Raw genomic sequence first — 13347 nt, forward strand, 5'->3', positions numbered from 1 at the left:
CAGCGCTTCGGGCGCTAGACGCAAGCTGGCAGCAACAGGATCAGGCATCGGGCTTCCTTAACAATCAGGCGGGGCAGATAGCGGCATTCTGGCGCTGCCCGTGCCCCACTGGCAAGGCGCGCCATGTGACAAAGCATAGACAACTCGCCCTCTGCGCAGCAGGCCCCCGGAAAACGGGCTTATGACCAAATCTTTTGTAAAAAATCACGGAACTGCGGGAACGTGCCTAAACTCCAAACTGCGCGGCTGGAACTAATACCGGCCCACTGGCTTCGTTTGGGTCTGTTTCGTACAGAGCTTGGGGGCCAGAACCCTGTCCATTGGTATGCACACAAAGAGAACAAAGCTATGAAACGGATTCTTCTCGGTACTCTCTTCACCGCTGTATCCATCAACGCAATGGCGCAAGCCCCGGGCGGCCCGGATTGCGGTTGGGGCAACATGCTGTTCGAAGGTCAGCGTGGCACCCCGGCGCACTTCCTCGCTTCCACCACCAACGGCACTTCCGGTAACGCCACCTTCGGCATGACTTCCGGCACCAACGGCTGCTCGACCAACGCATCGCTGACCTACGGCGGCAAATCCTGGTTTGCCATGAATGGCATGATGAACGAGCTGTCCGAAGACATGGCCAAGGGCAACGGCGAAGCGCTGACGACCTACGCCGTGGTACTGGGCGTGGCGCCGGAAGACCGTGCGCACTTTGCTGCCGTCACTCACGAGCACTTCCAGCAGATCTTCAGCAAGGCTGACGTGACCGCTGAAGACGTGCATACCAACACCCTGGCCGTTCTGAAATCAGACCCACGTCTGGCCAAGTACGCGACTCAGGCTTAAGCTCGGCCTCACCCGCTTCCTTCGGGAAGCGGGTTTTGTTTTTTGAACGTGCCCTTCCCGGGCAATACCAGAAAAGTCATGCTTGACGGTGACCTGTGGCGAGGGGATTTATCCCCGATCGGCTGCGAAGCAGTCGTGAAACCTTTGCATGCGGTGTATCTGATGCAATGGAGTTGCAGGGATGGGGGCTACTGCGTAGCCCATCGGGGATAAATCCCCTCGCCACGGGGTATGAGTTTCCCCGCTGACTGCTCGGTATTCCCGCCATTCGGGCTTTTGTTTCTTTCTTGTTTAAGTTGCCAACTATGCTCAAACGCCTTGCCTGGCTGGCGCTCTGTGTCTGCGCCCCGCTGTCCGCCGCGCCAAACATCGACCCTCAACGTTTGCAGCAACTGGCCAATGACCGTTTCTGGATTTCCCTCGGTCACTACGAAACCGCCAAACTCGGCGGCTGGCGCAGCTATGTCAGCGACAGGAAATTCTTTCTCGCCCCTGATGGCAATGAGCACCCCGATCACGAACTGGCCGCCACCGTGCAGGCGCTGTACGCCCCGGCCAGCCTCGGCGAGCAGCATGCACAATGCGTTTATCCCGCCCGTACCCGTTGGCTGAAGGCGCAACTAAACCTCACCGATCTGCCGACTCCCGCGTGCGCCGAGTACAAAAAGTGGTTCAAGGATGTCTCCCCGCACAGCGCTGTGATGATCTTCCCGGCGGCTTATCTGAACAGCCCGTCATCGATGTTCGGCCATACCCTGCTGCGCATCGATCAGGCTGACGTGCAAAGCGACAAGACCTCGCTGCTCAGTTACGCGATCAACTTCGGCGCCTATATCGAAGGTTCCGACAACAGCATTCTCTACGCTTGGAAAGGCTTGATGGGCGGCTATCCCGGCCTGTTCGCGCTGGTGCCGTACCAGGAAAAACTCTCCGAATACCGCAGCCTGGAAAACCGCGACCTGTGGGAATACCGGCTGAACCTGACGCAAGAAGAAACCGCACGCATGGTCGAGCATGTGTGGGAGTTGAAGCAGATCCAGTTCGACTATTTCTTCTTCGACGAAAACTGCTCGTATCGTCTGCTTGAACTGCTGCAAGTGGCGCGCCCGAGCCTGCGCCTGACCGAGCAATTCCCGCTGACCGCGATCCCCACCGACACGGTCAAAGCGGTGAAAGAGGCCGGGCTGGTGGAAAGTATCGAATACCGTCCTTCCCGCGAGCGTGAATTGCTCAGCCGCGCCGAGCCGCTGAGTGGCGAAGAACAGCAATGGGTATTGAAGGTCAGCTCCGATCAACAGCAGCTGCAAGACCCGGCCTTCAAAGCCCTGCCCCGCGCCCGCCAAGCCTTGATCATCGACGCGGCTTACCGCTTGGAACGCTATCGCGCCAACGGTCAGGAACGCGATCCGCAGCGGGCGCAACGCAGTTTCGAACTGCTGCGGGCGATCAATAAAAACCCGGCACCGGATCTGGAGATCCCACAACCCGGTCTGCCCGAAGACGGCCACGAATCACGCACCTGGCAGGCCGGTGTCGGCACACGTGGTGATCGTGCGTTCGGCGAGTATGGCTTGCGCATGGCTTACCACGACCTGAACGACAACGCCGAAAGTTTCCCGCTGGGTGCGCAGATCGAAATCCTGCAGATGAAACTGCGCCAGTACGAAGGCAATCACTGGCAATTCCAGCAACTCGATCTCGCGACCATTCGTTCACTGACGCCGCGTAACGAGCTGCTTCAGCCCCTGTCGTGGCAAGTCACTGGCGGGCTGGAGCGTGTGCCGGGCAAGCATGACGACGAAACGCTGGTCAGCCACGTCAATGGTGGCGGGGGTGGTACGTGGCAATTGGGCGAAGACGTGCTGGGGTTCGCCCTCGGTACGGTGCGGGTTGAACACAACAATGACTTCGCCGGTTTCATCGCCCCGGCGGCCGGCTTCAACAGTGGCGTGTTGTGGAAAAACCCGCTGGGCAATCTGAGTGTGGAGGCCAAGGGTGATTACTTCACCAACGGCGAAGTGCGCCGCAGCCTGAGCCTTAATCAGCAGTGGGAATTGTCGCGCAATCTTGGTTTGCGCCTGAGTGCGCAGCGTGAGTTCAGCCACGTCGCGACGCCAGAGACGGAAGTCATGCTCGAAGTGAAGTGGTATCACTACTGATCAGGCACATCGCAGAACCTGTGGGAGCGGGCTTGCCCGCGATAGCGGACTGTCAGCCGACAAAGATGTTGAGTCTGATGGCCTCATCGCGGGCAAGCCCGCTCCCACAGGGTTCTCCGGTGTTCAACGAAATACTTACATGTCTTTCACCAACGTCCGACGAATCCGCTTCTAGACTTTCCCCATAAGCCGTGTGACGGCGCGGGAGAGTGCGATGTGGCGGTGTGCGGGTTTGCTGGGGGTTTTGCTGTTGCTGGGTGGTTGCCAATCCACCCATGAAGATCTGATCGCCAAAGGTTATCCACCGGCCTTCGCCGACGGCTTCGATGACGGTTGTGTCAGTGGCCGGCAGGCTGCCGGTTCGATCAGCGGCGAGTTTCGCAAGAATGTGCCGCGCTATCTGAAGGATAAGCAGTACGCCGACGGCTGGACCGATGGCTTCCGCCAGTGTCAGGCAATGCTGGAAAACAAGGATCGCGAAGACTACCGCAACGAACACTGGGACCAACGCGAGCGCGCCTGGCAGCAGCAGAAAGATCAGGACGCCGGGCGGGCCTATCGCTCGCAATAGGTCGCTTGCAGACATCCGGTGAAACCAAATGCCTGCGACCATGGCCAGACTCTATAAAGAGGAGGACACCATGAGCCGCGCTTTCGTCAACGAAGACAACGCCGCCGCGCAAGCCGATCAACCGGTCGAACGCCACGTCAGCGAACAGCCCAATTACGTCACCCCACAAGGTCTGGCGCAGTTGCAGGCCAAAGTCGCCGAGCTGCAAGCGCTGCACGCCGAACAATCGGCCAAGGGAGACCAGGCCGACAAACAACGCCAGGCCGATCTGGAACGGGATCTGCGCTATTTCAATCAACGCCTGAGCAGCGCTCAGGTGGCTGTCGCCGCCACCTCCACCGACAAGGTGCAGATTGGCAGTTGGGTGACCTACGCCGACGAACACGACACCGAACGCCGGGTGCAACTGGTCGGTGAAGATCAGGCCGACGCCAGCAAAGGCCTGATCAATTGGGGCTCTCCGTTGGGCCGGGCATTGCTTGGCGCCCGGCTCAACGATGAGGTGCTGTGGCAGCGCCCCGCTGGCGATCAAGTGATTGAAGTGATCCGCATCGAACCGGCTTAAACCACGCCTTGGGCCAGCATCGCATCGGCGACTTTGACGAAGCCGGCGATGTTTGCGCCTTTGACGTAGTTGATCCGCCCGTTCTCTTCGCCGTAATGCACGCACGCGTGGTGGATCGACTGCATGATCGCGTGGAGTTTGCTGTCGACCTCTCCGGCCGTCCACAACAGGCGCATGGCGTTCTGCGACATCTCCAGACCGCTCACTGCCACGCCGCCGGCATTCGATGCCTTGCCCGGTGCGAACAGAATCCCGGCCTCGATAAAGATATCCACAGCCTCCAGCGTGGTCGGCATGTTCGCGCCTTCGGCCACGCACACGCAACCGTTGCGCAGCAAGGTGCGAGCCGCTTCGGCGTCGAGTTCATTCTGAGTGGCGCATGGCAGCGCGATGTCGCATTGCAGCGACCACGGGTGCTGACCGGCGCGGAACTCCAGGCCGAATGCCGTGGCCAATTCGCTGATGCGGCCGCGCTTGACGTTTTTCAGCTCCAGCAGTGCCAGCCATTGCTCTTCGCTCAGGCCTGCCTCGCAGTACAGCGTGCCTTCGGAGTCGGACAGCGAAATCACCTTGCCGCCCAGATCCATGACCTTGCGCGCCGCGTACTGCGCAACGTTGCCGGAACCGGAGATCGCCACGCGTTTGCCTTCGACGGTTTGCTCACGACGCTTGAGCATTTCTTCCGCGAAATACACGCAACCGAAACCGGTGGCTTCCGGGCGAATCAGGCTGCCGCCATACGTCATGCCTTTGCCGGTCAGCACGCTGGTGAACTGGTTGCTCAGGCGCTTGTACTGGCCGAACAGGAAACCAATCTCCCGCGCGCCGACGCCGATGTCACCGGCCGGCACATCGACGTCCGAACCGATGTGACGGTACAGCTCACTCATGAACGCCTGGCAGAAACGCATGACTTCGGCATCGCTCTTGCCCTTCGGATCGAAGTCCGAACCACCCTTGCCGCCGCCCATGGGCAGCGAAGTCAGGGAATTCTTGAAGGTCTGTTCAAAGGCGAGAAACTTCAACACGCCCATGTTCACTGATGGGTGGAAACGCAAGCCGCCCTTGTACGGGCCGATGGCGCTGTTCATCTGAATGCGGAAACCGCGATTGACCTGAACCTTGCCTTGATCGTCGACCCACGACACGCGAAACACCACCGCTCGCTCCGGCTCGCAAATGCGTTCCAGAATCCCCGAGGTCAGGTAATGCGGATTGGCTTCGAGAAACGGCCACAGACTGCGCAGGACTTCTTCGACGGCCTGGTGGAATTCAGGCTGATCCGTGTCACGTTTTTTCAGCCGGGCGAGGAAGGATTCGACGGATTCGATCATGGGAAAAGTCTCGGCAAATTTATTGTCGTTGGAAGAGATTGAGCCGGACTGTAACAAACGAATTGCGCACAGGAACAGAGCAAAATGTCGCAGTTATGAAATTAAATGGTGCACAGGATATAAATCGGTTCGTTTTTTGCCCTGATTTCGCACCTGAATAGGGAGACCAAATTCAAGTCATGCACCAACAGTTACACCGCCATCGCTGGCAAGCCAGCTCCCACAGTTTCCAGCGGCGTTCACAAAAATCAGGGCATGACAAAAATCCTGTGGGAGCTGGCTTGCCAGCGATGAATCCCACTCGGTCAACCTGAAAACCCAGGCAAAAAAAACGGAGCCCGAAGGCTCCGCTTTTTCATGCAACCAACCCGAATCAGGCCAGTTTCTTGTGACGTACCCGGTGTGGCTGGGCAGCTGCTTCGCCGAGACGCTTTTTGCGATCGGCTTCGTACTCGGTGTAGTTACCTTCGAAGAAGATCGCTTGCGAGTCATCTTCGTACGCCAGGATGTGTGTCGCCACGCGGTCAAGGAACCACCGATCGTGAGAGATCACAATGGCGGCGCCCGGGAAGTCCAGCAGGGCTTCTTCCAGGGAACGCAGGGTTTCAACGTCGAGGTCGTTGGACGGTTCGTCGTCAGCAGGACGTTGCCGCCCTCCTTCAGGGTCAGCGCCAGGTGCAGACGACCGCGCTCACCACCGGACAGGTCCTTGACGAACTTCTGCTGGTCGCCGCCCTTGAAGTTGAAGCGACCGACATAGGTACGCGACGGGATCTCGTAGTTGCCGATGCGAATCTGGTCGGAACCGTCGGAGATCTGCTGGAACACAGTCTTGCTGCCATCCAGGTCATCGCGGCTCTGATCGACGCAGGCCAGTTGCACGGTTTCGCCGACTTCGATGCTGCCCGAATCCGGTTGTTCCTTGCCCATCAGCATGCGGAACAGGGTCGACTTACCGGCACCGTTACCGCCGATCACGCCGACGATGGCGCCTTTAGGCATGGAGAACGACAGGTTGTCGATCAACACGCGATCGCCGTAGCCCTTGGTGACGTTCTTGAATTCGATGACCTTGTCGCCCAGGCGTGGACCGGCCGGGATGTAGATCTCGTTGGTATCCGAACGCTTCTGGAATTCCTGCGATTGCATTTCTTCGAAGCGTTGCAGACGTGCCTTGGATTTCGACTGGCGGGCTTTGGCGCCTTTGCGCACCCACTCCAGTTCTTCCTTCATGGCTTTTTCGTGCGCCGACTGCTGCTTGGATTCAGCGGCCAGACGATCGGACTTGGCTTCAAGCCAACCCGAGTAGTTGCCTTCGTATGGAATGCCCGCGCCGCGGTCGAGTTCGAGAATCCAGCCAGCAACGTTGTCGAGGAAGTAACGGTCGTGCGTAATCGCTACCACGGTGCCCGGGAAGTCGTGCAGGAAGTGCTCCAGCCACGCAACGGAATCGGCGTCCAAGTGGTTGGTCGGTTCGTCGAGCAGCAGCATGTCCGGGGCGGACAGCAGCAGGCGGCACAGGGCCACACGACGCTTCTCACCACCCGACAGGTGTTCTACTTTGGCGTCCCAGGCCGGCAGACGCAGCGCATCGGCGGCGACTTCCAGTTGGCGCTCAAGGTTGTGACCGTCGCTGGCCTGCAGGATCGCTTCGAGTTTGGCCTGCTCGGCGGCGAGTTTGTCGAAGTCGGCATCCGGATCGGCGTAAGCCGCGTAGACCTCGTCCAGACGCGCTTGCGCATCCTTGATCACGCTGACCGCTTCCTCGACCACTTCACGCACGGTCTTGGTCGGATCAAGTTGTGGCTCTTGCGGCAGATAACCGATGTTCAGGTCCGGCATCGGACGGGCTTCGCCCTCGAACTCGGTGTCGACGCCGGCCATGATTTTCAGCAGCGTGGACTTACCCGAACCGTTGAGGCCGAGTACGCCGATCTTGGCGCCGGGGAAGAAGGACAGCGAAATGTTTTTGAGGATTTCCCGCTTCGGCGGAACAACTTTGCCCAGCCGATGCATGGTGAAGACGTATTGAGCCATGGAGAACCTTGGGTCAGTGACAGATGAATGATTGGAGCGCAGGCGATGCCCGGCCAGGCCGATGCGCGTCGTTCACTTGATCACTTGTTGGCCATCAAGGCGTGCGCGCTAAAAAAACCTGAGTCTAGGAGCTGGAACGCTCCCGCGTAACCGGCAAAGCTACCTTAATGACGGAAGGCAGTCCAGCCGCGAGGGGCTGGCACTTCGCCACAACTCAAGGCATGCTAGCCGCCCTTCGGGCGTCCGGCTTATAGTGCACGTCGCGCCAGTCCAGCCAAACCGCAGGATTACAGCTTGTCCAACGTTACCCCGCCAGCTTCTGTGAGCGCGTCCAATCCGGGGACCGGCTCGCCCCTGCGCGGCACATTAAAGGGTGCGCTGGCGACGCTCGTGCTTTTGCTGCTGGCGTTGCTGTTCTGGCAACTGCTTGACCAACTGCGCGAAACCCAGAAAAACCAGCGCCAGTACACCATCGACTACACCGCCGACCTCGCCTCGCAGGTCAGCCTGAACATGGCGCTGAACGCGCAAATCGCCCTCAATCTGCTACCGATCGTCGAACAACCGCAATCGGCCGACGAACAGCAGCAATTGCTACGCAAGCTTCAGCAATCGTTACCGGACTTGCGCAGTCTGGCGTTACTCAGCCCCTCCGGCAAAATCATCAGCGACAGCGCCGCCGACAGCTCCGACGCCGTCTACCTCACCGAACTGGTGCGGCGCAGCCATGCCCAGGCGCATTACTTCAGTAACGCCGACGACGGTTCGACGGTGCATCTGTTACTCCACCAGGCCAGTGGCAGCACCCGTGGTTATTGGGCCTTGCGCCTGACACCGACGTTCTTTGATTCACTGACCAAACAGAGTGAAACCGGACTGCGCCCGTTGTGGCTGGTGGAAAACCGCATCAACCACCAGATCATCAGTCGCGACGAAGCCCTGCCGTCGGCCAAACCCGGCGTCCTCAGCCCTGACGATCTGGCCAACACCGTGCTCACCGTGCCGCTGAGCAGCAGCGATTGGCAATTGCGCGGGCTGTTCGACCGCCAGCGTGTGCTCGAAGAACTGCTGCCGGCTTTCATCGGCAAATGCCTGCTGGGCCTGGCCTTCTCGATGCTGCCGGTGATCGCCTTGCTGAACATGCGCCGCCGTCAGCGCCAGGTGCATGAAGGGCGTCGACGTTATCAGGACATTTTCGAGGGCACCGGTGTTGCCCTTTGCGTACTTGATTTGTCCGGGCTGAAACAGGTTTTCGAACGTGCGCAGATCCAGACCAGCGATCAGCTCAAGGCCTGGCTCGACCAACCGCAGCAGCGCCAGCAATTACTTCAGGAGCTGCGCGTCACCGAGGTCAATCAGGTGGCGCTGCAACTGCTCAACGTCAATTCCTGCGAGCACGCCTGGCAACTGTTGATCGACGGTCATCCGCACCGTCACTGCGCGATTGGCAACCAGGTGCTCGACGCCGTGCTCCAGCAGCAAAAGCAGCTGGAACTGGAAATCAAACTGCCGGACATCAACGGTCGCGACCAGCACCTGTGGATGGTCCTGCGCCTGCCGACCGAACAGCATGACTACAAAGCGGTAATCCTCAGCATCAACGACATCACCAGCCGCAAGCTGGTCGAGTTGTCGCTGCTGGAGCGCGAAGGCTTCTGGTCGGACGTGGTGCGTACCGTGCCGGATCACCTGTACGTGCAAGACGTGATCAGCCAGCGGATGATTTTCAGCAACCACCACCTCGGCCAGACCCTCGGTTACAACCGCTCCGAATTGCATCAGATGGGCGAATACTTCTGGGAAATTCTCCTGCACCCGGAAGACGCCGATTACTACCACCGCTCGCGGCAGATGCAGCGCCATGCCGGTTACAGCCAGTTGTTGCAATGTCAGTTGCGCTTCCGTCATCGCGATGGCGAGTGGCGGCGCTTCGACATCCGTGAACAGGCACTGGCGCGCGACAAGCACGATCAGGTCACGCGCATCATCGGCGTGGCCAAGGACATCACCGAACAGATCGAGGCCAGCGAATCGCTGCGCGACAGCGAGCAGCGCTACCGCATGCTCGCCGAAAGCATCAGTGACGTGATTTTCTCCACCGACAGCAAACTCTCGCTTAACTACGTCAGCCCCTCGGTGCAGGCGGTGCTGGGCTACGACGCCGAGTGGATTTTCCAGAACGGCTGGCAATCGACCATCGCCAATCCGCAGCAACTGAGTGGCATCTACAGCTTGATGGATCGGGTCAGCAAGGCGCTGGACAAACCCGAGCAACTGGCGCTGTTGCGCAATCAAGTGCAGACGCAACTGTTCCTGTTCGACTGCCTGCGCGCCGACGGCCGCAAGATCCCGATCGAACTGCGTCTGGTGTTGGTTTGGGATGAACACGGTGCGTTTGAAGGCGTGCTCGGTGTCGGTCGCGACATCAGCCAGCAACGCCGCGCCGAGAAAGACCTGCGCATGGCCGCCACGGTGTTCGAACACTCGACCTCGGCGATTCTGATCACCGACCCGGCCGGCTATATCGTCCAGGCCAACGAAGCGTTCAGCAGGGTCAGCGGTTACGCGGTGAGCGAGGTGCTCGACCAGTTGCCGAACATGCTCACCGTCGACGAACAGCAGGACGCGCACCTGCGCTACGTGCTCAAGCAATTGCACTTGCACAACACCTGGGAAGGTGAAGTCTGGCTCAAGCGCCGTAACGGCGAGCATTACCCGGCGTGGGTCGGCATCACCGCCGTGCTCGACGACGAAGGCGACCTGGCCAGTTACGTGTGTTTCTTCAGCGACATCAGCGAGCGCAAGGCCAGCGAGCAGCGCATCCATCGCCTCGCCTACTACGACGCCCTGACCCACCTGCCCAACCGCACGCTGTTCCAGGATCGCCTGCACACCGCGCTGCAATCGGCCGAACGGCAGAAGTCGTGGGTGGTGCTGATGTTCCTTGACCTCGACCGCTTCAAACCGATCAACGATTCCCTCGGCCATGCCGCCGGCGACCGCATGTTGAAAGACATGGCTACGCGCCTGCTGGCGTGCGTCGATGATGACGACACCGTGGCGCGCATGGGCGGCGATGAGTTCACCTTGCTCCTGCAACACCGCTCCAGCCGCGAGATGGCGCTGAACCGGGCGATTCATGTCGCCGAGCAGATTCTCGCCAGCCTCGTGCGTCCATTCGTACTGGAAAGTCGCGAGTTCTTCGTCACCGCGAGCATCGGCATCGCCCTGAGCCCGCAAGATGGCAACGAACTCAGCCAGTTGATGAAGAACGCCGACACCGCGATGTACCACGCCAAGGAGCGCGGCAAGAACAACTTCCAGTTCTATCAGGCCGACATGAACGCCAGTGCGCTCGAACGCCTGGAACTCGAAAGCGACCTGCGCCACGCCCTGGAGCAGAACGAATTCGTCCTGTATTACCAACCGCAGTTCAGCGGCGACGGCAAACGCCTGACCGGCGCCGAAGCCTTGCTGCGCTGGCGCCATCCGCGTCGAGGGCTGGTGCCGCCGGGGGATTTCATTCCGGTGCTGGAAGAGCTCGGGCTGGTGGTGGACGTCGGCGACTGGGTGATCAGCGAGGCTTGCCGCCAGCTCAAGACCTGGCACCAGAACCGAGTGCGCGTGCCGAAGGTGTCGGTAAACATTTCCGCCAGGCAGTTCTCCGACGGCCAGCTCGGCACGCGAATCGCCACGATCCTGCGCGAAACCGGCCTGCCGCCGGCGTGCCTGGAGCTGGAACTGACTGAAAGTATTTTGATGCGTGAAGTCAGCGAAGCGATGCAGATTCTCGCCGGCCTGAAAAACCTTGGCCTGAGCATTGCGGTCGACGACTTTGGCACCGGTTATTCATCGCTGAACTACCTCAAGCAGTTCCCGATCGACGTGCTGAAGATCGATCGCACCTTCGTCGACGGCCTGCCGTCAGGTGAGCAGGACGCGCAGATCGCCCGGGCAATCATCGCCATGGCCCACAGCCTGAATCTGGCGGTAATCGCTGAAGGCGTGGAAACCCATGAGCAACTGGACTTCCTGCGTGAGCATGGTTGCGATGAGGTTCAGGGGTATCTGTTCGGGCGGCCGATGCCGGCGAGCCGGTTCGAGGCGCAGTTCAGCAATGACGCGCTCTTCATGTTCGACTGAACATCTGCGGCGCGGCCTTCGCGAGCAGGCTCGCTCCCACAGGAATTGATGTCGATCACAAAATCGCAGGCCTGCCTCGATTACTGTGGGAGCTGGCTTGCCAGTGATGGGGCCAGCAAAAGCACCGCACATCTGTCATGAACGCCACTTGTCTGCGACATGATGTCGTTTCATATGCCATCCAAAACCCATTGGGTTAGAATGCCCCCCTTTTCTGCCCCCGATCCTTGAGGACCGCCATGTTCAGCCGTGATTTGACTATTGCCAAGTACGACGCCGATCTTTTTGCCGCCATGGAGCAAGAAGCTCAGCGCCAGGAAGAACACATCGAGCTGATCGCTTCGGAAAACTACACCAGCCCAGCGGTGATGGAGGCTCAAGGCTCGGTTCTGACCAACAAGTACGCCGAAGGCTACCCGGGCAAGCGTTACTACGGTGGTTGCGAGTTCGTCGACGTTGTTGAGCAACTGGCCATCGACCGCGCCAAAGAGCTGTTCGGCGCCGATTACGCCAACGTTCAGCCGCACGCCGGTTCGCAAGCCAACGCCGCTGTTTACCTGGCCCTGCTGCAAGGTGGCGACACCATCCTGGGCATGAGCCTGGCCCACGGTGGTCACCTGACCCACGGCGCCAGCGTTTCCTCCTCCGGCAAGCTGTACAACGCCGTGCAGTACGGCATCGACGCCAACGGCCTGATCGACTACGACGAAGTCGAGCGTCTGGCGGTTGAGCACAAGCCGAAAATGATCGTGGCCGGTTTCTCTGCCTACTCGCAGATCCTGGACTTCCCGCGTTTCCGCGCCATTGCTGACAAAGTCGGTGCCTACCTGTTCGTCGACATGGCTCACGTAGCCGGTCTGGTCGCCGCTGGCGTCTACCCGAACCCGGTGCCTTTCGCTGACGTCGTGACCACCACCACGCACAAGACCCTGCGCGGTCCACGTGGCGGCCTGATCCTGGCGCGCGCTAACGCCGAGATCGAGAAAAAGCTGAACTCCGCAGTATTCCCGGGCGCCCAGGGTGGTCCGCTGGAGCACGTGATCGCCGCTAAAGCGATCTGCTTCAAGGAAGCGCTGCAGCCTGAGTTCAAGGCCTACCAGGAACAAGTGGTGCTGAACGCCCAGGCCATGGCCGAAGTGTTCATCGAGCGCGGTTTCGACGTGGTTTCGGGCGGTACCAAAAACCACCTGTTCCTGCTGTCGCTGATCAAGCAGGACATCTCCGGTAAAGACGCCGACGCCGCTCTGGGCAAAGCGTTCATCACCGTGAACAAAAACTCCGTGCCAAACGATCCACGCTCGCCGTTCGTTACTTCCGGCCTGCGTTTCGGTACCCCGGCTGTGACCACTCGCGGCTTCAAGCAAGCCGAGTGCAAAGAGCTGGCCGGCTGGATCTGCGACATCCTGGCTGACCTGAACAACGAAGCGGTGATCGACGCCGTTCGTGAGAAAGTCAAAGCCATCTGCAAGAAACTGCCGGTATACGGCGCGTAATTGCGACGTTAAATCTGCAGCATGAAAAACCGGCCAAGTGATTGGCCGGTTTTTTTTCGCCTGAATTTTTTCAAACGCTTGAACCGCTCAAGAATGGGACTTGCCGCACAACTGGTCAGACCGGTCATGCCAATTCGTCATTTTTCACTTGCGATCTCGAAAAAACAGCGCCTAGACTGCACCCGCACTGGACATACCGGTAAGACCA

The 13347-nt window shown here is 59.7% G+C and carries 7 protein-coding genes and 1 pseudogene; 6 read left to right on the top strand and 2 right to left on the bottom strand.

Annotated elements, in window-relative coordinates:
* Positions 1–348: 348 nt before the first annotated feature.
* From ACIONG_RS13685 to ACIONG_RS13700, 4 genes are all read left to right on the top strand, one after another.
* The gene (locus tag ACIONG_RS13685; RefSeq protein WP_007909797.1) at positions 349–837 is read left to right on the top strand and encodes a DUF3015 domain-containing protein; all 489 of its coding nucleotides are present in this window, start codon (positions 349–351) and stop codon (positions 835–837) included.
* Between the two features lie 305 nt (positions 838–1142).
* Positions 1143–2996 carry a DUF4105 domain-containing protein gene (locus tag ACIONG_RS13690; protein WP_401300124.1) on the top strand — a complete coding sequence of 618 codons (1854 nt, stop codon included), beginning with the start codon at positions 1143–1145 and terminating at the stop codon, positions 2994–2996.
* Between the two features lie 214 nt (positions 2997–3210).
* On the top strand, positions 3211–3567 hold the full coding sequence (locus ACIONG_RS13695) for a hypothetical protein (RefSeq protein ID WP_103303610.1): 357 nt from the start codon (positions 3211–3213) through the stop codon (positions 3565–3567).
* Positions 3568–3637: 70 nt separating this feature from the next.
* On the top strand, positions 3638–4132 hold the full coding sequence (locus ACIONG_RS13700; RefSeq protein WP_213026633.1) for a GreA/GreB family elongation factor: 495 nt from the start codon (positions 3638–3640) through the stop codon (positions 4130–4132).
* Here ACIONG_RS13700 and gdhA read toward each other — a convergent pair.
* A complete protein-coding gene (gdhA, locus tag ACIONG_RS13705; protein WP_401300128.1) occupies positions 4129–5466 on the bottom strand; it encodes an NADP-specific glutamate dehydrogenase in 1338 nt (445 codons plus the stop codon). The genes ACIONG_RS13700 and gdhA overlap by 4 nt on opposite strands.
* Positions 5467–5839: 373 nt before the next feature.
* Positions 5840–7503: pseudogene (gene ettA / locus ACIONG_RS13710) on the bottom strand (energy-dependent translational throttle protein EttA).
* A 294-nt stretch (positions 7504–7797) separates the two neighbouring features.
* On the opposite strand from ettA, the gene morA reads away from it, so the two are divergent.
* A complete protein-coding gene (gene morA / locus ACIONG_RS13715) occupies positions 7798–11646 on the top strand; it encodes a cyclic di-GMP receptor MorA (protein WP_103303613.1) in 3849 nt (1282 codons plus the stop codon).
* Positions 11647–11885: 239 nt separating this feature from the next.
* Positions 11886–13139 carry a serine hydroxymethyltransferase gene (gene glyA, locus ACIONG_RS13720; protein ID WP_103303614.1) on the top strand — a complete coding sequence of 418 codons (1254 nt, stop codon included), beginning with the start codon at positions 11886–11888 and terminating at the stop codon, positions 13137–13139.
* Positions 13140–13347: the final 208 nt, after the last annotated feature.

This window comes from Pseudomonas sp. NPDC087817 (assembly GCF_044742875.1).
Classification (GTDB): domain Bacteria; phylum Pseudomonadota; class Gammaproteobacteria; order Pseudomonadales; family Pseudomonadaceae; genus Aquipseudomonas.

Bases quoted from the DNA above. Each gene is read 5' to 3' on its own strand.
- gdhA (WP_401300128.1), bottom strand. From the start codon at position 5,466: ATGATCGAATCCGTCGAATCCTTCCTCGCCCGGCTGAAAAAACGTGAC.
- ACIONG_RS13685 (WP_007909797.1), top strand. From the start codon at position 349: ATGAAACGGATTCTTCTCGGTACTCTCTTCACCGCTGTATCCATCAAC.
- ACIONG_RS13690 (WP_401300124.1), top strand. From the start codon at position 1,143: ATGCTCAAACGCCTTGCCTGGCTGGCGCTCTGTGTCTGCGCCCCGCTG.
- glyA (WP_103303614.1), top strand. From the start codon at position 11,886: ATGTTCAGCCGTGATTTGACTATTGCCAAGTACGACGCCGATCTTTTT.
- ACIONG_RS13700 (WP_213026633.1), top strand. From the start codon at position 3,638: ATGAGCCGCGCTTTCGTCAACGAAGACAACGCCGCCGCGCAAGCCGAT.
- ACIONG_RS13695 (WP_103303610.1), top strand. From the start codon at position 3,211: ATGTGGCGGTGTGCGGGTTTGCTGGGGGTTTTGCTGTTGCTGGGTGGT.